The organism is Thiomicrorhabdus sp., assembly GCF_963662555.1.
Taxonomy (GTDB): Bacteria; Pseudomonadota; Gammaproteobacteria; order Thiomicrospirales; family Thiomicrospiraceae; genus Thiomicrorhabdus.
Genome location: NZ_OY759719.1, coordinates 444,841 through 467,701 on the forward strand (window position 1 = coordinate 444,841; position 22,861 = coordinate 467,701).

19 protein-coding genes, 2 tRNA genes and 3 rRNA genes are annotated in these 22,861 nt (G+C 40.3%); 21 read left to right on the plus strand and 3 right to left on the minus strand.

Features of this window, described 5'->3' with window-relative positions; genetic code table 11:
- Positions 1-214 precede the first annotated feature (214 nt).
- A complete protein-coding gene (locus ACORJQ_RS01765) occupies positions 215-1,030 on the minus strand; it encodes a sulfite exporter TauE/SafE family protein (RefSeq protein WP_321325472.1) in 816 nt (271 codons plus the stop codon).
- A 182-nt stretch (positions 1,031-1,212) separates the two neighbouring features.
- Between ACORJQ_RS01765 and ACORJQ_RS01770 the strand changes: the two genes are divergently transcribed.
- The 11 genes from ACORJQ_RS01770 (at position 1,213) to ACORJQ_RS01820 (ending at position 11,596) form a co-directional block, all read left to right on the plus strand.
- On the plus strand, positions 1,213-1,656 hold the full coding sequence (locus tag ACORJQ_RS01770) for a YqaA family protein (RefSeq protein ID WP_321325474.1): 444 nt from the start codon (positions 1,213-1,215) through the stop codon (positions 1,654-1,656).
- 234 nt (positions 1,657-1,890) lie between these two features.
- Positions 1,891-2,025 (plus strand): 50S ribosomal protein L34, encoded by a 135-nt coding sequence (gene rpmH / locus ACORJQ_RS01775; RefSeq protein ID WP_040727210.1) that lies wholly within the window; start codon positions 1,891-1,893, stop codon positions 2,023-2,025.
- A gap of 55 nt (positions 2,026-2,080) precedes the next feature.
- Positions 2,081-2,506, plus strand: coding sequence for a ribonuclease P protein component (gene rnpA, locus ACORJQ_RS01780; RefSeq protein WP_321325477.1), 426 nt, complete (start codon positions 2,081-2,083; stop codon positions 2,504-2,506).
- 45 nt (positions 2,507-2,551) lie between these two features.
- Positions 2,552-4,231 (plus strand): membrane protein insertase YidC, encoded by a 1,680-nt coding sequence (gene yidC, locus ACORJQ_RS01785; RefSeq protein ID WP_321325479.1) that lies wholly within the window; start codon positions 2,552-2,554, stop codon positions 4,229-4,231.
- Positions 4,232-4,241: 10 nt separating this feature from the next.
- Positions 4,242-4,574, plus strand: coding sequence for a hypothetical protein (locus tag ACORJQ_RS01790; protein WP_321325481.1), 333 nt, complete (start codon positions 4,242-4,244; stop codon positions 4,572-4,574).
- A 109-nt stretch (positions 4,575-4,683) separates the two neighbouring features.
- A complete protein-coding gene (gene mnmE, locus ACORJQ_RS01795; protein ID WP_321325483.1) occupies positions 4,684-6,045 on the plus strand; it encodes a tRNA uridine-5-carboxymethylaminomethyl(34) synthesis GTPase MnmE in 1,362 nt (453 codons plus the stop codon).
- 26 nt (positions 6,046-6,071) lie between these two features.
- On the plus strand, positions 6,072-6,224 hold the full coding sequence (locus ACORJQ_RS01800) for a hypothetical protein (protein ID WP_321325485.1): 153 nt from the start codon (positions 6,072-6,074) through the stop codon (positions 6,222-6,224).
- Between the two features lie 117 nt (positions 6,225-6,341).
- Positions 6,342-7,460: an efflux RND transporter periplasmic adaptor subunit gene (locus ACORJQ_RS01805; protein WP_321325487.1), complete on the plus strand. Its 1,119-nt coding sequence runs from the start codon at positions 6,342-6,344 to the stop codon at positions 7,458-7,460.
- On the plus strand, positions 7,457-10,522 hold the full coding sequence (locus ACORJQ_RS01810) for an efflux RND transporter permease subunit (protein ID WP_321325489.1): 3,066 nt from the start codon (positions 7,457-7,459) through the stop codon (positions 10,520-10,522). The genes ACORJQ_RS01805 and ACORJQ_RS01810 overlap by 4 nt, the downstream gene beginning before the upstream one ends.
- Positions 10,522-11,124 carry a YigZ family protein gene (locus ACORJQ_RS01815; protein ID WP_321325491.1) on the plus strand — a complete coding sequence of 201 codons (603 nt, stop codon included), beginning with the start codon at positions 10,522-10,524 and terminating at the stop codon, positions 11,122-11,124. The genes ACORJQ_RS01810 and ACORJQ_RS01815 overlap by 1 nt, the downstream gene beginning before the upstream one ends.
- Positions 11,125-11,287: 163 nt before the next feature.
- Positions 11,288-11,596 carry a hypothetical protein gene (locus tag ACORJQ_RS01820; RefSeq protein WP_321325493.1) on the plus strand — a complete coding sequence of 103 codons (309 nt, stop codon included), beginning with the start codon at positions 11,288-11,290 and terminating at the stop codon, positions 11,594-11,596.
- Positions 11,597-11,731: 135 nt separating this feature from the next.
- Here ACORJQ_RS01820 and ACORJQ_RS01825 read toward each other — a convergent pair whose 3' ends face one another.
- Positions 11,732-12,880 carry a histone deacetylase family protein gene (locus ACORJQ_RS01825; RefSeq protein WP_321325495.1) on the minus strand — a complete coding sequence of 383 codons (1,149 nt, stop codon included), beginning with the start codon at positions 12,878-12,880 and terminating at the stop codon, positions 11,732-11,734.
- Positions 12,881-13,826: 946 nt separating this feature from the next.
- Between ACORJQ_RS01825 and ACORJQ_RS01830 the strand changes: the two genes are divergently transcribed.
- The 10 genes from ACORJQ_RS01830 to ACORJQ_RS01875 all read left to right on the plus strand — a co-directional run bounded on the left by ACORJQ_RS01830 (position 13,827) and on the right by ACORJQ_RS01875 (position 21,496).
- Positions 13,827-15,372 (plus strand): 16S ribosomal RNA (locus ACORJQ_RS01830).
- A gap of 79 nt (positions 15,373-15,451) precedes the next feature.
- Positions 15,452-15,528 (plus strand) — tRNA-Ile (locus ACORJQ_RS01835).
- A 6-nt stretch (positions 15,529-15,534) separates the two neighbouring features.
- Positions 15,535-15,610, plus strand: a tRNA-Ala gene (locus ACORJQ_RS01840).
- Positions 15,611-16,078: 468 nt separating this feature from the next.
- Positions 16,079-18,945, plus strand: a 23S ribosomal RNA gene (locus tag ACORJQ_RS01845).
- Between the two features lie 158 nt (positions 18,946-19,103).
- A 5S ribosomal RNA gene (rrf, locus tag ACORJQ_RS01850) occupies positions 19,104-19,218 on the plus strand.
- The 16S, 23S and 5S rRNA genes sit together here with 2 tRNA genes alongside, the layout of an rRNA operon.
- A gap of 163 nt (positions 19,219-19,381) precedes the next feature.
- The gene (locus tag ACORJQ_RS01855; RefSeq protein WP_321325496.1) at positions 19,382-19,780 is read left to right on the plus strand and encodes a hypothetical protein; all 399 of its coding nucleotides are present in this window, start codon (positions 19,382-19,384) and stop codon (positions 19,778-19,780) included.
- 3 nt (positions 19,781-19,783) lie between these two features.
- Positions 19,784-20,623, plus strand: a complete 840-nt coding sequence (queF, locus tag ACORJQ_RS01860) for an NADPH-dependent 7-cyano-7-deazaguanine reductase QueF (RefSeq protein WP_321325498.1) — start codon at positions 19,784-19,786, stop codon at positions 20,621-20,623.
- A 1-nt stretch (position 20,624) separates the two neighbouring features.
- Positions 20,625-20,801, plus strand: a complete 177-nt coding sequence (locus ACORJQ_RS01865; protein WP_321325500.1) for a hypothetical protein — start codon at positions 20,625-20,627, stop codon at positions 20,799-20,801.
- Positions 20,801-21,124: a DUF4282 domain-containing protein gene (locus ACORJQ_RS01870; RefSeq protein WP_321325502.1), complete on the plus strand. Its 324-nt coding sequence runs from the start codon at positions 20,801-20,803 to the stop codon at positions 21,122-21,124. The genes ACORJQ_RS01865 and ACORJQ_RS01870 overlap by 1 nt, the downstream gene beginning before the upstream one ends.
- A gap of 66 nt (positions 21,125-21,190) precedes the next feature.
- Positions 21,191-21,496 carry a hypothetical protein gene (locus tag ACORJQ_RS01875; RefSeq protein ID WP_321325504.1) on the plus strand — a complete coding sequence of 102 codons (306 nt, stop codon included), beginning with the start codon at positions 21,191-21,193 and terminating at the stop codon, positions 21,494-21,496.
- Positions 21,497-21,627: 131 nt separating this feature from the next.
- On the opposite strand, the gene ACORJQ_RS01880 is transcribed toward ACORJQ_RS01875, so the two are convergent.
- Positions 21,628-22,227: a hypothetical protein gene (locus tag ACORJQ_RS01880; RefSeq protein WP_321325506.1), complete on the minus strand. Its 600-nt coding sequence runs from the start codon at positions 22,225-22,227 to the stop codon at positions 21,628-21,630.
- Positions 22,228-22,861: the final 634 nt, after the last annotated feature.

Sequence of the window (22,861 nt, forward strand, 5' to 3'; positions counted from 1 at the left end):
AACGGCAAAGCGATAATGGCAAGATAAGGTGTTAAAGAGGTAATTCTTTACATTAAACCTTGCAAAATTATTCGTAATCTTTTCAATAAAATTAGTATACCTGTGAATAACTTTAAAACAAGGTTTTTTTCTGTGGATAACTCTGGGTATAAACCATGTGGATAACTTGAATTAGTAGTAGGTTAACTCTATGTAATAAAAACTTTTTTTACGGTTATACACTTGGCGTAAAAAATAGCATTTTAATTGCTAAAATTATTAAGAAAACGCCAAACATGCGTTTGAGTAGTTTGACAGGAAGTTGGTGCGAAAATTTAGCCCCAATAGGTGCAGTAAAGTAGCTTGCTAAAACAATACCAAAAAAGGCTGGCCAATAGATATAGCCAGTAGCATAAGCGGGTAAATTCTCAGCATCTAACCCGGCAAAAAGATAACCAATGGTGCCAGCAATGGCAACCGGTAGGCTAACGGCGGTAGAGGTTGCAATCGCCTTGTGCATAGAGATATTGTTCCAAGTTAAATATGGCGTGGTTAAGGTACCACCGCCTATACCTATTAATGACGAAAATCCACCAATGGCAGTACCTGCAACCGTATTTCCTACCAGGCCTGGTAATTGTCTAGTTGGGCTAGTTTTTAGTGCCAACAACATATTGATGGCAATTAGTATCTCTAAAATCCCAAAGATTTTACCTAAAAGATCAGAGCTCACAAATTGAGAACTCCAGCCGCCTAAAAAGGCACCAAATAAAGTACCTGCGGCTAATAGTTTAAAAGCATCCCATTGAACGGCACCATGACCATGATGTGCTTTTACAGAAGAGAAAGAGGTAACCACAATGGTTGCCAGTGAAGTACCTATGGCTAAATGAACAACCTCAGGCACATTTAAAAAATAGATAAAAGCCGTACTTAATACCGGCACAATCAGTAAGCCACCGCCTATGCCTAATAAACCCGCCGCAAAACCTACAATTGCTCCTGTTACCAAATAGGTGGTTATTTCAATAAGTATATTGACATCAAGCATAGCAATTTGGCCTTAGTTTAGATTTGTGTTTATTGAGTGTTAAATTGAATTTGAATTTTTACCAGGCCTGGTAGGCCTTTATTTATTCTATTTTATGTCTAATGAGTTATGTGAATTTTTGAGTAATCATGAAGTTTGAATATACTGTATCAATTGGTTTATAAAAGATTGTAATGAGATAAATGGAATATTTTTTAGAGTTTGGTTACTTAGGACTTTTTATGGTTGCGTTTTTAGCAGCAACCATTTTACCCATTGGTTCTGAAGTTGTATTGGTGGGTCTTTTGCTAAATGGCTTTAATCCAGTTCTAGTGGTCACGGTGGCAACAATCGGTAATGTAATGGGTTCGGTAGTCAATTATGTTATTGGTTATTTTGGCAGTGTTTTTGTTATTGAGCGTGTCTTAAAAATTAAGCCACAAAATTTTGAGCGGTCTAGAGAACGTTTTGAAAAATGGGGAAAATTCAGTTTATTACTAGCATGGGTACCCATCATTGGAGACCCTTTAACCGTAATAGCAGGAGTTCTGAGAATTAATCTCTGGTTATTTATATTGTTAGTGACTATTGGCAAACTGGGACGATATATTGTTGTGACCTATGGCACATTGAATATTGCTGGCTAGGTACTAAAAATAGTTAGAATAAATATAAAAATACCAGGCCTGGTAACTTATTTTTTAATGGTTTAAGCACAACTGGTTGTAGTTAAATAGATTTTAAACACAAGCTGATTGATATTTATGTTTATTATCTTGATTTAGAATGATATTTATTTTGTAGAATTGTTGTTTTCTTGTTGATAACTCTATATAATTCCCGTTTTTCCGAATCCGGAATAGAATTTTAAGGACAGTGACATGAAACGTACATTTCAACCAAGCGTAATCAAGCGTGCTCGTACTCACGGTTTCCGTGCTCGTATGGCGACTAAAAATGGTCGTAAAGTAATCGCGGCTCGTCGTGCAAAAGGACGCAAACGCTTAACACCTTAAGCGATTGAGTGTCGGGAGCCTTCCCATGCACGCAGAAAATCTTCTGGAGAAAGTAATGAATTCTAATCAAGAGTTATCAACTTCTCCAGAGACCCCCACCTCTTCTAAACAAGCGAAAAATGACTTCCCTAAGTCTAATCGATTGTTATCTCCCAAATCTTATTCTCATGTATTTTCTCAAGCAGAACGCTTTGGCAATCGTAATTGGACATTTATTGTTCGACCCAATGATGAAAGCTATCCGCGCCTTGGATTAGCGATTGCAAAAAAACAGTTACAGCGTGCAGTTTGGCGAAATCGAGTAAAAAGAATTGCAAGAGAGGCATTTCGCTCACATAAGAAAGAGTTAAGTGGGTATGATATTGTCGTTTTAGGAAAAAAAGGCATGCAAGAGATTGATAACCAGACTCTGCATAATAGCTTTTTGCACCTAATTCGAAAAATTAAAAAAAGTAACTTAAAAAATCGTCCTTCAGAATAACCCAATAATGGGATTCTAATTAGAGATTCACAAAGAGTATCACACATGAATATGAGATCAATTTGGTGGTTAGCGTTAGCCTTTACGTTAACTTGGATTTGGCTTCAATGGAGCCAGTTTACAGCCCATAAAACTCAGCAAACTTTAGAAACCAGTACTGCTCAAGAAGTACCTGTTGCAAGCATGAATGCGGTTCCTTCGGCAGGCCAGTCGGCATCTGATGTACCTGGTGCTCATACGGGTGGCGTGCAAAACAGTGAAGTACCTGTTACTCAAAACGGTATTGCTCAAGGCCAGCGAATTCATGTTAAAACCGATACTTTAGATTTAGTTATAGACACAGCGGGTGGTGACATTCGTGATGCTGATCTTTTACAGTATGGTGCGAGTGATGATCACTCTAAACCGTTTCAGTTATTGTCTGATTCAGGGTCTTTAATTTACTTTACTCAAAATGGTTTAGCGACTCAGCCGCAAGCTAAATTACCGGCACCTACTCACAAGAGCGTTTACCAAACTGCTCAGACTAATTATGTGATGAGTGGTGATACATTGAGTGTGCCATTAACTTGGTCTCAAGACGGTATTAAAGTAACGAAAACCTACACATTTACCAAAGGTAAGTATGTAGTCGGTGTCAGTTATAAAGTAGAAAACACCACTCAAGAGACTTGGTCTGGTAGTTTATATTCTCAAATTGTGCGTAATCAATTTAACGCTGATGCCAGTATGATGATTCACTCATATACTGGACCAGTATTGTACGATGGTAATGCTGAAGACAAATATGTTAAGCATTCATTCTCAGATCTAAACACTCAAGCCATTTCTGGACGTAATGTCACAGGTGGTTGGGCGGCAATGATCCAACACTATTTCTTAACGGCAATCATTCCTAACCAAACGGCACAAAACAGCTATTACGCTAAGCCATTAGGGAATGATCGTTATGCAGTGGGTGTGATTGAACCATTAGTAACTGTTGCTCCTGGTCAGTCGCAAGAATTGACTTCAAAACTTTACATCGGGCCAGAGTCTCAAGATAAATTGGCGGCAATTGCTCCAGGTTTAGAGTTAACCATTGACTATGGTATTTTGACCTTTATTGCCGAACCTATTTTCTGGTTACTAGAAAAAATTCACGGTGTAGTTGGTAACTGGGGTGTAGCAATCATTTTGTTAACTCTACTTATTAAAATCTTGTTCTATAAATTATCAGAAACCAGTTACCGTTCTATGGCAAGAATGAAAAAATTCCAGCCTAAGCTAAAACAGCTTAAAGAGAACTATGGTGATGACAAAGCTGTCTTCCAACAGAAGATGATGAAGCTTTATAAAGAAGAGAAAATTAACCCGCTTGGTGGTTGTTTACCTATCTTTATCCAGATGCCGGTATTTATTGCACTTTATTGGGTACTTTTATATTCGGTAGAGATGCGTCAAGCACCGTTTATGTTATGGATTCAAGATTTATCGGCACAAGATCCTTATTACATCCTGCCTGTAATTATGGGTATTACGATGTTCATTCAGCAGAAATTGAACCCTTCTGCAATGATGGATGAAATGCAACAAAAAGTAATGAAGTTGTTGCCATTTATCTTCACCGTTTTCTTCTTATTCTTCCCAGCTGGTTTAGTACTTTACTGGGTAGTAAACAACATTCTTTCGGTTACACAGCAGTGGTATATCACGCGTAAAATTGAAGCTGGCGAAGAGAAATAGAGAGGTTAGCATGCATTTAACATATCAAAAACTGGGTACAGACCACCCAATGTATGGCAAAGTAGAATCATTGGTTGCAGATGGCACTAAGCCAATTTGTTACAAAACCAAAGACGGTTATATGCCTTTAGAAGAAGGTACGGCACCAGCCGTTACCGCGGATTCTAACGAAACGGCTAATGTGGAAACTAAGCCACTTTATGTTTTATCATTTAAAGTGAATGGTGAAGCTGAAGAGATGAGTTTTACCTCTAAGAAAAAGCTTGATAAAACCATCACACTTTACTCTGAAAAAGAGTTTATTACGGACTTAAACACCACAACCTACAACATTGTGGCGTAACTTGAGTTTAAAGCCAAAGCTGAAAACTGAACAAGTCATTCAAACGCCCTTTATTGGGCGTTTTTTGTTTTGATGATTTAAGACATTTGCACATTTGATTGGATAGATTATGGAATTTGACAATATAGATACCATTGCCGCTGTAGCCACAGCACCTGGCCGAGGCGGCGTAGGTATTGTGCGTGTATCTGGTAAAAAGGCGGCTGAAATTGCCCAAGCGGTTTTAGGTAAATTACCTAAACCTCGCTATGCACATTACGGGGCATTTTATGCAGAAGATGGTTCGGTTTTAGACCAAGGTATTGCTTTGTATTTTCCTAATCCTCATTCATTTACGGGTGAAGATGTATTAGAGCTGCAAGGACATGGTGGCCCAGTTGTTTTGCAATGGCTTTTGGCACGTGTAGTAGAGTTAGGTGCAAGGCTGGCTGAGCCAGGCGAGTTTTCAAAACAAGCGTTTATGAACGATAAACTCGATTTAGCCCAGGCTGAAGCCATAGCCGATTTAATTGAAGCCTCATCTGACCAAGCCGCTAAATCTGCATTACGTTCACTGCAAGGTGATTTTTCTCGTGAAGTGAATACCTTGGTTGAAGAACTGACTCAGTTACGAATCTATGTTGAAGCCGCAATTGATTTTCCGGAAGAAGAGATTGATTTTTTATCAGACGGTAAAGTCGCAGGTCAGTTACAGCATATTCTGGATCGTTTACATGCTGTGTTTGCTTCTGCCAAACAAGGTGCGTTATTGCGTGAAGGGATGTCGGTAGTCATTTTAGGCCGTCCAAATGCAGGTAAATCGAGTTTATTAAATGCGTTGTCGGGCAAAGAAAGTGCAATTGTGACCGATATTGCCGGTACTACTCGAGATATTGTTAAAGAAGAGATTAATATCGATGGCATGCCTTTGCATATTTTAGATACCGCTGGGGTTCGTGTGGCAACCGATCAAGTAGAGCAAATTGGAATCGAACGAGCTTGGCAAGCCTTAGACAGTGCGGATCGAGTTTTGGTTATGCTCCAAGCAGGCGAAGCCATTCATGCAGAAGACCAAATTATTTTAGATAAGCTACCCGAGCATATTCCTGTCACTTTGGTTAGAAATAAAATTGATTTAATTAATCACCAGCCAATGGTTGAAGTTGAAGAACAAACCGGTAGAACAGTGATTTGGTTATCAGCAAAACACAAGTTGGGTTTGGATGCGCTACAAGAACACCTGAAGACTGAGATGGGTTATGCACAAACGGAAGAGGGGGTATTTATGGCCAGAAAACGCCATTTAGATGCCTTGCAAACCGCTCTTGATTGGACGCTAAATGGTCAACATCAATTAGAAAACTTTGCTGCTGGCGAATTATTGGCAGAAGACTTACGCCTTGCTCAAGAAGCCTTGTCGGAAATTACCGGGCGATTCACCTCAGATGATTTGCTGGGTAGAATCTTTACCTCATTTTGTATTGGTAAATAACGTATTTATTGAATGAGTTTACGTCAATGGATTTTGGGGTTTATAAAGTAGATACGCGTTTACGGTTAACGAAAGCCTTAACGGTTGAGAAAGCCAATGAGAATTTGGCTAAAATACGATATATGATTGGCAATTATGCAGGCCTGGGTTGTTTGATATCATCACAACAGCAAAATTAGATTAATTCTTTTCAAAATTCTAAGGCCTGGTAGCTTTATCTAATATGAGCTAAAGTAAGTCTACTTATTCATTTTTAATACACATTAAACAATGACCATTCAATGTGGGAGAGCATAATGTCATTAGCTTCAGCAAAGTCAGCAACAAAAATTACAGTGGGTAAATTAGCTTTAGGGCTATTAGTCACTGGCTTTGTAACGGGTTTATTAAGTGGTTGTAATAATGAAGCTCAACAACCTGATAAAGTAGTTCCTGTTGTTAAAACCATTAATATTGATTCTGCCTCTACCCAACCGACTTGGTCTCTAGTAGGCACAGTCTCTGCACGCTATCAATCCAATTTAGCCTTTAGAGTAAGTGGCAAGATAGAACAACGCCTTGTGAATGTTGGCGATATGGTAAAAGCAGGTCAGGTGCTATATAAACTAGACCCTACTGACTATCAATTAGCCGTTAATGTTGCTGTGGCCAATGTAAACTCAACTGAATCTGAAATTAATAATGCTCAAACCGAATTAGCACGCTACCAAAGTCTGTTAAAACGTAACCTTATTTCACAGCAAGTCATTGATCAGGCACAAACCCAGTTAACGGTTTTACAAGAACGATTAAAAGCACAAAAATTACAAGAAAAACAAGCCAGAAATCAGTTGCAATACACGGAGATAAAATCACCAGGCCAGGGTAAGATTTTGGCAGTGATGGCTGAAGAGGATGAAGTTGTTGGCACAGGCCAAGCAGTTGCCTCTTTAGCCTTGAATGGTTCAAGAGAAGTCACTGTTTCTATTCCTGAAAACCGCCTACCAGGCCTGCCAAAAATAGCTCAAGCTCATATTTATGGTGTGAATCATAGCTATCCCGTTAAGTTGCGTGAGATCTCTGGCCAAGCCGACCCCGCTAGCCGAACTTGGAAAGCCAACTATGCCTTTGAATTAAGTGGCAAGACATCACAAAAAGAGCTTGATTCTCTTAACTTAGGACAAACAGCAAAACTGGTTTTTGCCAGCGACCACTCTTTAATCAAAGTACCTAATACCGCACTGTATGAACAAGCTGATTTTGCCTCAATTTGGCAAGTTAAAGAGGGTAAAGTCCACCGTATTGAGGTCAAGGTTAAAAGCCTATCAGATCGTTGGGCTTGGGTTGAGGGAGATTTTTCTGATGTTAAAACAATTGTTGCATTAGGGGTTCATCTTCTTAATGAGGGTGAAGCAGTTAGGGAGTCTGCTGAATGAATCGTTTTAACGTTTCTGCTTATGCAGTCAAAGAGAGATCCTTAACCCTCTATTTTATTTTGATGGTCGCCATTGCTGGAGTTTATGCGTTTTTACATATGGGCCGTGCAGAAGACCCAACCTTTAGTGTAAATACTATGGTGGTGTCTGCGGTTTGGCCAGGTGCCACCGCTTTAGAGATGCAAAATCAAGTCGCTGACCCGCTTGAAAAACAGATAGAACAAGTTGAGCATTTTTACAAAGTAGAGACCAAGTCCCGGGCTGGTCGAGTGGACATGTTAATCAGCTTTGCAGAAGACACGCCTCCAGGCATCTCAACCGAACTTTATTACCAGGTTCGTAAACGTCTGGGTGATGAATCTATTCATTTACCGGCAGGTGTGCAAGGTCCATTTTTTAATGATGACTTTGATGATGTTTATTTCACTCTATACAGTTTTACAGCTAAAGGTTGGCCACAAGAAAAGTTAGTACAAGAAGCCGATAAAATGCAAATTGCCTTAGGGCAAGTTAAAGGCGTTAAAAAAGTTAATTTAATCGGCGAGCGTGATCAACGCATTTTTATTGATATCGATGAAGAGCGTGCCGCTCAACTAGGTTTAAGTTTAGCGTCATTAACGGCGGCCATTAATGGTCAATTATCGGTTACCGATTCCGGTTTTATAGAAACTCACGGGCCAAGACTATACTTAAGAACAGGCCAGGGATTAAGTTCCAAACAAGACGCGGTTGAACAAATAAGTCACCTACCCTTAATCATTGGTGGCAAGCAAGTCTTGGTACAAGATGTAGCAAAAGTTAGCCGTGGTTATGAATCACCACCAACGTATCTGGTGCGAGATAAAGGGCAAGATGCGGTTTTGCTTGGTGTGGTTATGGCTCCATCAACAGATGGTTTGGTATTAGAAGAAAACCTCAAAAAATTTGAAGAGCAATACAACAAAAATTTACCACTTGGCATTAAGGTAGATAAATTAACCAACCAGGCGGATGCAATTCATCAAGCTGTTAGCACCTTTCAGTTGAAGTTTGTTACTGCTCTATTAGTGGTGTTAATGGTTAGTCTGATTGCATTGGGTATTAGGGCGGGTTTAATCGTTGCTTTGGCCGTACCTTTAACCTTAACCATGACTTTTTTGTTTATGTTTATTGATGGTCTTAATTTTGACCGTATAACCTTAGGGGCTCTAATTCTCTCGTTAGGATTATTGGTCGATGATGCCATTATTGCCATTGAAATGATGTTGGTAAAAATGGAAGAAGGCATGGATAAAGCTAAAGCGGCTGCCCATTCTTGGACAGTAACTGCGGCTCCAATGTTAGTGGGTACTTTAGTCACCGTAGCAGGTTTTTTACCGATTGGTTTAGCCAACTCTCGTGTTGGGGAGTATGCAGGAAATATCTTCTGGGTACTTGGTATCTCTCTTATCGCCTCTTGGATTGTAGCGGTTTACTTTACGCCTTATTTAGGCGTAAAACTGTTACCAGCAAACCTTAAGCATGATTCGCCTAAAAAAGACCCCTACGATACTCGTTTTTATCGTGCTTTAAGAGGGTTGATTACCTTTTGTGTTCGTAGAAAATTTTTAGTGGTTTTTGTTACTGTTGCGATTTTTGTATTAGCCGTGATTGGTATGAACAAATTGGTGGTAAAACAGTTCTTTCCAAGTTCAGACAGGCCTGAGTTGATGGTGGATATCTCTCTACCAGAAGGCACGGGAATTAATGTAACCAATGAAGTCACCAAAAAAGTAGAAGCGGTAATTAACCAGTTTGATGAAGTGAAGTCGTTATCTTCTTATGTTGGTCGCGGTGCCCCACGCTTTTTCTTAGCATTAAATCCTGAATTGACTAATCCATCGTTTGCCAAAATTGTGGTGGTCACTCACGGTAAAGAGCAGCGTGAAGCTTTACAAGCTAAGTTACGCAAACTGGTTAATGAAGGAAAGTTCCCAGAGGCAAGAGTGCGCGTTCACCCACTTTTATTTGGGCCACCCGTTACCTGGCCAGTAAGTTTTAGAGTGGTTGGGCCAGATCCAATAGAATTAAGAAAGATTGCTAACGATTTAAGAGAACTCATTGAAAAGCAGAGTTTTGCAGTTGATCCTCATCTTGAATGGGGTGCACGTGTGCCAACTCTTCATCTCGATATGAACAAGGTACGTTTAGCTCAGCTTGGCTTAACCAGTCAAGACGTGGCCGAGCAGTTAAAAGTGCAGTTACAAGGCATTTCTGTTGCTCAGGTTAGAGAAAATATTAGAACTATCAATGTGGTTATTCGCGCCAATAAAACCAAAAAAATTGATGTATCTGAGTTAGGTAGCTTAATGATTAAAACGGCTAAGGGCACAACCTTACCTGTTGATCAACTTGGTAATATAGATATTCAGTATGAAGATCCGTTATTAGAACGTAGAAATAGAGAATTGTATTTATCGGTTAATAGCGAACTGATTCCAGGTATTCAGCCGCCAGTTGCCACTGGTATTATCCAACAACAGATGCAGCCAATTATGGATAAGTTACCGCTAGGTTATCGTATTGATGTCGGTGGTTCTGTTGAAGAATCTGCTAAGGCACAAGATTCCATTAAGGTATTAGTGCCACTAATGATCTTGGCTATGACATTGTTAATTATGTTATTGGTTAAATCATTTAGCACGATGTTTATGGTTTTGATCACCGCTCCTTTAGGTTTAATAGGTGCAGTATTTGCCTTGGTGGTGTTTAATCAACCCTTTGGGTTTGTGGCGAATTTAGGTTTATTAGGTTTGGCTGGTATTTTGATGCGAAACACGCTTATTCTGACCGGACAAATTGATGAGCACCTTAAAGAAGGATATTCAAAGCAAGAGGCTGTTATTGATGCCACCGTTCGCCGCGCAAGACCCGTATTGTTAACCGCAGTTGCAGCCATGTTGGCATTTATTCCACTGACTCATTCTACCTTTTGGGGACCAATGGCTTATGTGCTAATTGGCGGAATAGGTTTTGGAACCTTGCTAACCATTCTGTTTTTGCCAGCATTATATTCTGTATGGAATAAAGTAAAGATTCAATAGTGTCCTATCCTATTCCTACTGAACAAGCTGTGGCAGAGATTGAGATTAAAAAAAGTCGTTTTATCGCCTACGCCAAAGGTATTCAAGATAGAGCCCAAGGTATGGCTTGGCTTGAACAGATAAAAGCAGAGTTTCCTGATGCGAGGCATCATTGCTGGGCTTATCTGCTTGGTAATCCAAATTGTGCTGCTAATGCCGGAATGGGCGATGATGGAGAACCTTCAGGCACTGCAGGTAAACCCATCTTAAACGTACTTAATCATAAGGGCATTGGCGATGTGATGATTATCGTTGTGCGTTACTTTGGCGGAATTAAACTCGGTGCTGGAGGTTTAACCCGTGCTTATGGTCAAGCGGCACAAGCCGTTATGGAAGTGCTACCAACTGAACAACAAGTTGAGGTCGATACTCTCCAAATATTGTGTGACTTTGCTTTAGAGCAATCAGTACGTCATTGGGTGTCTTTAGCAGAGGGGCAGATTGGTGACGTTGATTATGCACAGCAAGTCACCATGCAGATTCACATACCTAAAACAGAAACAGAGACTTTGATTAAGCAATTAGCTGCTCACCAATGCCAATTTAAATATCTGGAGAGTTAACTTAGTTTATTAAATTCAAAATTACCAGGCCTGGTAATTTTTCAAAAGAGTGTATTAAGCCATTATCTTTGAATAAATCATTTTATTGTTATGTATGCAAATTCAAGCCTATAATGAATTTGAGAGTGGTTGCTCTCGTATTCATACAGAAAAGGAGCTTGTTATGTCTAAATTGATTATTCAGTCTTTATTTTTTGCAGGATTTTTTATGGTGGTTGTACCTGCGTCAGCCAATGAAGTTGAGCCAATTTATGGTAGTCAGCTTATGACCCAGCAGGAACGACTAGAACATCAAGCACAAATGCGTGCTGCCAAAACGCCCGGAGAAAAACAGCGATTGCGTCAGCTACATCATCAAAAAATGCAATTACGTGCTAAACAAAAAGGTATTGTTTTGCCAGATCAGCCTCCAGCAAAACCAGGATATAAGAATCAACTTAATCGCCCAGGAATGGGTAAAATGCAAAATTAAAATAATTTAAAAAACGTTAAAACGATATCGTTAAATATCAGTTTATAAAGTTGAGTGATTGATAATATTGAGAATATCAGTCACTCAATTACTTTATATAATATTAATCCTATTAAATCAGCTTCCGTATCAAGTTTATCCAAGATGATGTTTTCTAATAGTTTCAATTTGATCTAGATAATCTTTTTGTGCAATTGGCCCCTTTCCAATTTTATCTTGGTTTTTTTCTGGATTATTTAAAAGAGTATGAAAAGTCCCGACAACACTTTCAGCAAGTGGTTTTAGATTATAGCCACCACCTAAGGTAAAGCTTATTCTTCCATTACAGAGTTCATTGGCTGAATTTAGACATTTTTCAACCAACTGATTAAACCCCTTAACGGTCATCTGATGACGAGCCAATGGGTCTTGCCAGTGAGCATCATAACCTGCAAAGACAATAATATGCTCAGGTTCAAATTCAACTAGCTTTGGATGAATGACTTTATCATAAACCCCTAAATAAGCGTTATCGCCAGCATCTTTATTAAACGGACAATTCACAATAGTGCCTTTAGCTTCACCGTTACCAGTAAACTCCAGTCCACCAGTTAATGGCCAATATGGATGTTGATGAATGGATACGGCCAAAATAGAAGGGTCGTCTGCCGTTAGGTCTTGGGTACCATTACCGTGATGTACATCAAAATCTATAATGGCAACTTTTTTAACACCACGTTCAGTTTGTAAGGCTCTTGCAGCGATTACGTCGCTGTTAAAAATACAAAAGCCCATAGCTCTGTTTTCGAGTGCATGATGTCCAGGCGGTCTTAATAGGGCAAAACCAGTATCAATTAATCTATCGTATATAGCTAAATTTAAATTAATATTGCTTCCCGCTGCCATCTTAGCTGCATCAAAGGTATATTTATTAATATAAGTATCTTGCTGGTATTCATTAAAAAATGAATCACCCTCATCACTTAAAATTTCAATTTCATCAATGTACCCCTGACCATGAGCTAACAATAGCTCTTCATTAACGGCCATTCGTCCTTTTACAGGTGTAAGTTGCTTCCAAAGATTAGCTTCAGTTAAGGCATTGTCTATGGCAATTAAACGCTTAGCATTTTCAGGGTGGTCTACTCGATCATGCTTAAAGAAAAGTTGGTCAAGAACCACACCAACCTTTCTATTATGAGTGTGAACTTGATCACTCGCGATTAAAGCACCGGAAAAGGAGTTTGTTGCAAGTAATGCCGTAGCTTTTAAAATGAAATCTCTGCGTGATTGTTTAGACATCATAATTACCTCTCATTTAGGGATTAAATATTAGCCTATACTCAGATTAAGACTTTTACAAATCCCAAATAATGAATGTATATGCTAAGAAACTAGGTGGAGACCTTTCTGTGTACAGTAGAAAGGATCAAGGCAATGAATTTACTATAGAGATTCCCAAAGAATAATCAGAGGAAAAGAAACATCATTAATCACAGAAGAAATATGCTCTTACTTAATGGTTATGTACTGGTTGTTGAAAACAACAAGACTAACCAACTCCTTAACAACTTATAGAGAAAGCGTTATAAGCAGATATGGATGATTACCTGTCTAAAGAAATTAATGTCCCTCCTCTTTTTGTTTTTTTAGAAAAATAACTACATTAATAAGATAAACAATGGACGTAAATCCCTAAAATGTGAATAAGTCTGTGGATAAGTGGTGTGTAAAGAGGGGTAAAGTAAAAGAAATGGATAAAATGTAAAAAAAGTGTCAAAAAGGATAAAAAAGGGGTTGCGTTGTTAGCGGATATGGTTAGAATACGCACCTGTTCCAACGCAGACACAGAAAACAAGCTACGAGTTAGCGAGAAGAAGTGGTTGAGAACAGCGCTTATGAAGTCTACGGATTGAGTAAGTTGAGCGAAAAAAGTTGAAAATAATTTAAAATAAATTGTTGACAACGGATTGGAAATCAACTTATAATAAGCGGCTTACCGAGAAGGAAAAGCAAGCGACTTAGTCGCCAAGTTAGTTCTTCTCGAAGAGACCTAAGTTCTTTAAAAATCAGGTAATTCAGAGATAATTTATGTGGAAACTCGCTTTAGTGAGTGACCAAATAAAAAATCTCGATTTTTGACAAATATGTAAATTGGTAAATAATAATTAATTATTTTTTATCATGTTTCAACTTTGTCAATTCCGAGTGTTTATTTCCTGAGAAGGAATTGAAAAATATCAGCAAGATTAAACTGAAGAGTTTGATCCTGGCTCAGAATGAACGCTGGCGGTAGGCTTAACACATGCAAGTCGGACGGAAACGATAAAAAAACTTGTTTTTTTAGGCGTCGAGTGGCGGACGGGTGAGTAACGCGTGGGAATCTACCCTATAGTTGGGGACAACATGTGGAAACGCATGCTAATACCGAATATGCTCTACGGAGTAAAGGTGCCCTCTCCTTGGAAGGTATCGCTATAGGATGAGCCCGCGTGAGATTAGCTAGTTGGTGAGGTAATGGCTCACCAAGGCAACGATCTCTAGCTGGTTTGAGAGGATGATCAGCCACACTGGGACTGAGACACGGCCCAGACTCCTACGGGAGGCAGCAGTGGGGAATATTGCACAATGAGCGAAAGCTTGATGCAGCCATACCGCGTGTGTGAAGAAGGCCCGAGGGTTGTAAAGCACTTTCAATTGTGAGGAAGGTTCAGTAGTTAATACCTGCTGTTCTTGACGTTAACTTTAGAAGAAGCACCGGCTAACTCTGTGCCAGCAGCCGCGGTAATACAGAGGGTGCAAGCGTTATTCGGAATTACTGGGCGTAAAGCGCGCGTAGGCGGATTATTAAGTCAGTTGTGAAAGCCCTGGGCTCAACCTGGGAACTGCATCTGATACTGGTAGTCTAGAGTTTAAGAGAGGGAAGTGGAATTCCAGGTGTAGCAGTGAAATGCGTAGATATCTGGAGGAACATCAGTGGCGAAGGCGACTTCCTGGCTTAAAACTGACGCTGAGGTGCGAAAGCGTGGGTAGCGAACGGGATTAGATACCCCGGTAGTCCACGCCGTAAACGATGTCAACTAGTTGTTGGTCTTATTAAAAAGATTAGTAACGAAGCTAACGCGATAAGTTGACCGCCTGGGGAGTACGGTCGCAAGATTAAAACTCAAAGGAATTGACGGGGGCCCGCACAAGCGGTGGAGCATGTGGTTTAATTCGATGCAACGCGAAGAACCTTACCATCCCTTGACATACCAAGAAGTTACTAGAGATAGTTTCGTGCCTTCGGGAGCTTGGATACAGGTGCTGCATGGCTGTCGTCAGCTCGTGTCGTGAGATGTTGGGTTAAGTCCCGCAACGAGCGCAACCCTTATCATTAGTTGCTACCATTTAGTTGAGAACTCTAATGAGACTGCCGGTGATAAACCGGAGGAAGGCGGGGACGACGTCAAGTCATCATGGCCCTTATGGGATGGGCTACACACGTGCTACAATGGGGGGTACAAAGAGCAGCCAACTGGCAACAGTGCGCGAATCTCAAAAAACCCTTCGTAGTCCGGATTGGAGTCTGCAACTCGACTCCATGAAGTCGGAATCGCTAGTAATCGCGAATCAGAATGTCGCGGTGAATACGTTCCCGGGCCTTGTACACACCGCCCGTCACACCATGGGAGTGGATTGCAAAAGAAGTAGGTAGCTTAACCTTCGGGAGGGCGCTTACCACTTTGTGGTTCATGACTGGGGTGAAGTCGTAACAAGGTAGCCCTAGCGGAAGCTGGGGCTGGATCACCTCCTTTAAGATAGAAAAAGGTTGCGAGCTTAAGTGAGTTTTCACATAAATTGTCTCTGAATTACATGAAGTATAGTGAACGACCCGGGTCTGTAGCTCAGTTGGTTAGAGCGCACCCCTGATAAGGGTGAGGTCGGTGGTTCAAATCCACCCAGACCCACCATTATATGGGGCTATAGCTCAGCTGGGAGAGCGCCTGCCTTGCACGCAGGAGGTCTGCGGTTCGATCCCGCATAGCTCCACCAATACTACTCTTAATGAGTTTTAGTGTAAAAACTAGAGTTTATTAACAGTAGCATTGGTTGTTTTACGTTAAGTAAACAAACAATACTGAAAAAACTGAAAAGTTCTTTAACAATTTGGAATAGATCTCTCGATTGAGGATTTTAGATACAAGCTTCTTATTTATTTAAGATGTAGTTGGTTTAAAAGCTCAATCAATGAGAAGCTCACCTCTCAGCCGACAATTTGAGAGGTGAGTGTGGTAAGTATCCCTTCCAGGTGCTTACCACGCAAAACTGGATAACTCTTAGGAGTTATCAAGTATAGGTAAAATATATAATTGAGAATACTCAAGCGTATATCATGACAGCGAAAAACTTTTAGTTGCGTACACTCATCAGACCTTATAAACAGAAGCTTAGTTATTAAATGGTATAGCTACCAAATTAAGTGGAGTTAACAAAAGGCATAAGGTTATTTTTGAGTTGTATAGTTAAGTGACTAAGCGTACACGGTGGATGCCTAGGCAGAAGAAGGCGATGAAGGACGTAGTAACTTGCGATAAGCCACGGGGAGCCAGTAAACATGCTTCGATCCGTGGATTTCCGAATGGGAAAACCCATCCATTTATGGATATCCTGCTTGCAGGAGGCTAACCCGGGGAACTGAAACATCTAAGTACCCGGAGGAAAAGAAATCAACCGAGATTCCCTAAGTAGCGGCGAGCGAACGGGGACCAGCCCTTAAGCTGTTATAAGATTAGTAGAATAGTCTGGAAAGTCTAACGATACAAGGTGATAGTCCTGTATACGAAAATCTTTTAGCAGTGAAATCGAGTAGGACGGGACACGAGAAATCCTGTTTGAACATGGGGGGACCACCCTCCAAGGCTAAATACTCTCTTCTGACCGATAGTGAACCAGTACCGTGAGGGAAAGGCGAAAAGAACCCCTGAAGGGGAGTGAAATAGAACCTGAAACCGTGTACGTACAAGCAGTAGGAGCAGACTTGTTCTGTGACTGCGTACCTTTTGTATAATGGGTCAGCGACTTACATTATGTAGCGAGATTAACCGAATAGGGGAGTCGTAGGGAAACCGAGTCTTAAATGGGCGTATAGTTGCATGGTGTAGACCCGAAACCGGGCGATCTATCCATGGCCAGGTTGAAGGTGCCGTAACAGGTACTGGAGGACCGAACCCACGTATGTTGAAAAATGCGGGGATGAGCTGTGGATCGGAGTGAAAGGCTAATCAAGCCCGGAGATAGCTGGTTCTCCTCGAAAACTATTTAGGTAGTGCCTCATGTATCACTGTTGGGGGTAGAGCACTGTTATGGTCTAGCGGTCCGTCAAGGATTAGCAGCCCATTGCAAACTCCGAATACCAACAAGTGCAATCATGGGAGACAGACTGCGGGTGCTAACGTCCGTTGTCAAGAGGGAAACAACCCAGACCGCCATCTAAGGTCCCTAAATATTACTAAGTGGGAAAGGATGTGGGAAGGCTCAGACAGTCAGGAGGTTGGCTTAGAAGCAGCCACCCTTTAAAGAAAGCGTAATAGCTCACTGATCGAGTCGGCCTGCGCCGAAGATTTAACGGGGCTAAGTAATATACCGAAGATGCGGATGCCATTTATGGCATGGTAGAGGAGCGTTCTGTAAGCCTGCGAAGGGGCACTGTAAAGTGTCCTGGAGGTATCAGAAGTGCGAATGCTGACATGAGTAGCGATAAAGGGAGTGAAAAGCTCCCTCGCCGAAAGACCAAGGTTTCCTACGCAACGTTAATCGACGTAGGGTTAGTCGACCCCTAAGACGAGGCCGAGAGGCGTAGTCGATGGGAAGCAGGTTAATATTCCTGCACTTTTTATTACTGCGATGGAGGGACGGAGTAGGCTAGATCAGCTTGGCGATGGTTGTCCAAGTTTAAGGATGTAGGCATGTATCTTAGGTAAATCCGGGATACTTTATGCTGAGACCTGATGACGAGTCCTCTTTTGGACGAAGTGATTGATGCCATGCTTCCAAGAAAAGCTTCTAAGCTTCAGGTAATAAAGAATCGTACCCCAAACCAACACAGGTGGTCAGGATGAGAATTCTAAGGCGCTTGAGAGAACTCGGGTGAAGGAACTAGGCAAAATGGTACCGTAACTTCGGGAGAAGGTACGCCCTCTTAGGTGAAGGACTTGCTCCGTAAGCTCTAGAGGGTTGCAATAAAATGGTGGCTGCAACTGTTTACTAAAAACATAGCACTGTGCAAAATCGAAAGATGACGTATACGGTGTGACGCCTGCCCGGTGCCGGAAGGTTAATTGATGGGGTTAGCTTAGGCGAAGCTCTTGATCGAAGCCCCGGTAAACGGCGGCCGTAACTATAACGGTCCTAAGGTAGCGAAATTCCTTGTCGGGTAAGTTCCGACCTGCACGAATGGCGTAATGATGGCCACACTGTCTCCACCCGAGACTCAGCGAAATTGAAATCGCAGTTAAGATGCTGCGTACCCGCGGCTAGACGGAAAGACCCCGTGAACCTTTACTACAGCTTTGCACTGGACTTTGATACTATCTGTGTAGGATAGGTGGGAGGCTTTGAAGCCGTGACGCTAGTCATGGTGGAGCCAATCTTGAAATACCACCCTGATATTATTGAGGTTCTAACCTAGGCCAGTGAATCCTGGTCAGGGACAGTGTATGGTGGGTAGTTTGACTGGGGCGGTCTCCTCCTAAAGAGTAACGGAGGAGCGCGAAGGTACCCTCAGCACGGTCGGACATCGTGCAATGAGCGCAAGAGTAAAAGGGTGCTTGACTGCGAGACTGACACGTCGAGCAGGTGCGAAAGCAGGTTCTAGTGATCCGGTGGTTCTGTGTGGAAGGGCCATCGCTCAACGGATAAAAGGTACTCCGGGGATAACAGGCTGATACCGCCCAAGAGTTCATATCGACGGCGGTGTTTGGCACCTCGATGTCGGCTCATCACATCCTGGGGCTGAAGTCGGTCCCAAGGGTATGGCTGTTCGCCATTTAAAGTGGTACGCGAGCTGGGTTTAGAACGTCGTGAGACAGTTCGGTCCCTATCTGCCGTGGGCGTTGGAAATTTGAGGGAGGCTGCTCCTAGTACGAGAGGACCGGAGTGGACGAACCGCTGGTGTTCGGGTTGTTATGCCAATAGCATTGCCCGGTAGCTACGTTCGGAAAGGATAACCGCTGAAAGCATCTAAGCGGGAAACCTGTCCCAAGATTAGATTTCCCTAGACTTTAAGTCTTCTGAAGGGCCGTTAGAGACTATGACGTTGATAGGCAAGGTGTGGAAGTGCAGTAATGTATGAAGCTAACTTGTACTAATTACCCGTGAGGCTTAACTATACAACTCAAAAGTGACTTGTGAGATGATGAAAATCAACGACAAGCGATGTTGTGATATACCTTGAGTATAATCAACTATATATACCGAATACTGATAGTTTAGATCTATTCCAAAGAATTTTACGAGGTTGATGTCATCAGCCCGTAACACCAAATTGCTTGGTGACAATAGCAAGATGGAACCACCTGATCCCTTTCCGAACTCAGAAGTGAAACGTCTTAGCGCCGATGGTAGTGTGGGAGGTCCCATGTGAGAGTAGGTCATTGCCAAGCTTATATCCTAAAACCCGTTATATCTTAGATATGACGGGTTTTTTTTTGCCTGAAATTTTTCCTGTTATTTATTAATTATATTTTTATTGTAGATAGAGCTATCTGCCTATTCGCAGTTTATGGTGTTATTGAGTACAATGTTAAAAACATTTAAGGAGTAGTTATGTCACAGGTGACAGTTAAATCAAATACGGTTATGACAGTGGTTAACAAAGTACCATGGATGCTATTTATAATTGGATTTTTAATAATAGCTGAATATTTAAAGGTAAGTTTACAAGGTGCTGTTGGCTATGCATTTATTACAATAGCTGTCATTGTTTTATTTATTGAAATGTTTAAATCTGGTGATGTAAGCGCATTTGCTTTTTTACTAGATCAGTTTTGGGCTGTTGTGACATTAATTTTGGCAACAGGGTTACTAACTTATTTGTGGTTTGTAGAAGGTAAAGAGCCTACTTTCTTTCATTGGATTGGTTTTGCTATTATTGTTGCAGATTCACTATTGAACCCATTTAATTCATATAGAACGGCTTTACGTAACTTTGATGTGGCTGGTTAATAGATGAACACAAATAGTAACGGTACTGCCAAAGATAGTTTATTAGGAAAATCTACACCTTATTGTGGTGTATATAACCCTGAATTGTTGTTTCCAATCCCACGGCAAGAAAAGCGTGATGAAATAAATGTTTCTATAGGAAACCTTCCCTTTGTTGGTTTGGATATTTGGACAGCCTTTGAGGTGTCTTGGCTTAACTCTAAAGGCAAGCCTGTAGTCGCGATAGCTGAATTCGCTTTTCCTGCCGATAGCGAGTATTTGATTGAATCTAAATCGTTCAAACTGTACCTTAATTCATTTAACGGGACACGTTTTAGTAGTCCCGAAGAGGTGGTTAAAACTTGGATTAAAGATTTATCTTCTGCCTGTGGTGAAGAGGTTTCAGTTGACTTAAGAAATTTAGACTTTGATGAGACTTTAGTTTCTAAGTTACCAGGAATTAATTTAGATGACCTTGATATTGAAATTACGGATTACCAATTAAACAACCAGTTGCTAAGAAATGATGACAGTAATGAGATCGTTTCAGAAACAGTGAATAGTCATCTACTCAAATCAAATTGTTTAGTAACCGGACAACCAGATTGGGGTTCTGTCGTTATTCGTTATGAAGGCCTTCAAATTGATCATGAATCACTTTTACACTACTTGATCTCTTTTAGAGAACATAATGAATTTCATGAACAGTGTGTTGAACGAATATTTACAGATATTATGACTTTTTGTTCACCAGAAAAATTAACCGTTTATGCACGTTATGTTAGACGAGGCGGCTTAGATATAAATCCTTATCGTTCAAACTTTGAAGAAGAATTTGATATTTCAAGGACGTTACGTCAGTAATATGTTTTTAAAAATCATAAACTCCATTGCTCGACTATTTGGTTATGAGTGGGTATTAGATGTGCAACCAATAGAGCAGCCTAAGCGCCAAGGAAAAGGTGATGATGGTTGGGATGATTTGTATGAACATAATCCACGTTATGTATTACGCAAGGTTACCAGGCCTGGTAAATCTTAATGATAGATTTTTTAACATTTCATACTCTTATTAGCATTGATGTCTTAATTGTTTTTTACTACCTTGGAGCGGTTGTCATACCATTGACTATTTTATGGGGTATGGTTTGGCTTAAACAGCTTATAGTAAATAAAGTGGCTGGTACTCAACAGCTTATTGATACTGGTACTCAAGCAGTTTTCAATTCATTAAGTCGCTCAGCCAAAATTAAATGGATTTTGTTGTTTGTATTTTTATTTATTTTTGCAGAACTGTTTTGGCGTTTATTATTCGAGTTTTTAATTGCCTTTATGCAAATGCGAGATGCATTGGTTTTGTCATAGTGCATAGCAATTATTTACAATCTTAAATGCAAGATTTACCGAGAAGTCTTTATTAAGGAGCCTGTCTTGTCTGTTCATGATGTAATTGATATTAAAAACACCCTAAAAGCACAACAACTTTTAAAAGCCTTTGACCAGAATTTAGCCCGTTTAATAAAACAAGGGCCAGATAAAAACGAAGAAGAAGCCAGTACTATTGATTTGTTATCAGAGTGGTTAGAAGAGGCTATTGAAAACGGAACTCACCCTCAAGATCTACAAGAAAGGGCAACAAAGCTTGCACACTTTGCGTTTGATAGAGGTTATTCGCAACATGAGGTTGAAGAGTTATTAACTATGCGGCCAAATCCAAATGGTAAACGACCGCAATAAAATCAAGAACTATCTATAACTTACCTTGCTATGTTAAGAATCAACAGGCCTGGTAAATCAAGTTGATAGTGTGTTTATAAAAATCCAAAACGCATTCATGTTTATAGATTTCTTGTTTTGCATAAGTCTTATTATCCTATATGGCCTACATCACCCAATATTTGATTAATTTGTTTTAGGTCTGGACGATAACTTTCTGGTGCATCTTGCGGATTCCCTTTACTTAAAGAACCTGAGCAAGTTAAGCGCATAACATTGGGTTGATTTTTTGACATTAAGTTCAAGTGTACTAAATCCATTGACTCCACGCGTTCTGGAGTATTATCGGCAAACATAATTTGAGTTATTGAAGGTGCATCAGACTGTACCTGTGCATAGTCATTCATGGCAACTTGTATTTGTTTAGATTGCTTTTGAGCAATCATCTCTTCATCAATTTGAATTGAAGTAATGTTAAATGTCTCTGGTTGAATCGTTTGTACCTTATCACTCAGGTTTTTGACCTCTAGTCGACAATGTTGTTGGCTACGGTTAAAACCAGCGCTACCAAGTCGTTGACCATTTTGTATGTAAGAGCGTGCAGAATTTGGGGCAATAGTAAGGGCTTTATTCAAAACAAAGTGTTGGTTAATATTTAGGTCGTCATATTGTTTCATTGTTAAGCTAAAACAAGCCGTTAATGACAAAAATATACTAGCGATTACTGCATAAAGTGCATATTGATATTTCATGAAGTCTCCTTTTTAACCAGGCCTGGTAAAATGTTTTTTGACTAAAAAGTACCTTGAGTACTAAACGAGGATAAGAAAGGTAAGTGATAGCTTTCTTTCACTTTTGTGTAATTTGAATTATACAGGTTAACAATGACATTCTTTCTGACTAAATCATTAATATTAATCAGTTCTAGGCGGAGTTGTTAAGTTTATACTACGATATTTCTAGTGACTTGCTAGTTTCATATGTTACTGACATTAGTGTGTGCTTGGTCGCCATTGAGAACTCGAGATAGTAGATGAGACTAACCAGTTTTTTAATATAAGTAGCCATTTTTTTATTCACAGCTTAAAAGTAAGCTTAAGTTTTTTGAGTGCAAAGTACTAAATAGATTTAATCAAAAAATATAAAGGAAAATCCTTCTAATACCTCGCCTTTAACTATCTGCGATGATTACATTAAAGCCTCCGTTTGGTGATAAAGATCTATTTTTTAAACCCATAACCAATTTACCAGGCCTGGTAAATTGGTTTTTATGAAGAGTTTTGTGTTTAAGGGGTATTTGAAGATACGCAAATAATTGATTCATATGCTAAAATATGCGGTTATTTTAATGGTTAAATATCGCAAAACAGAACTAGAACCGCAGCG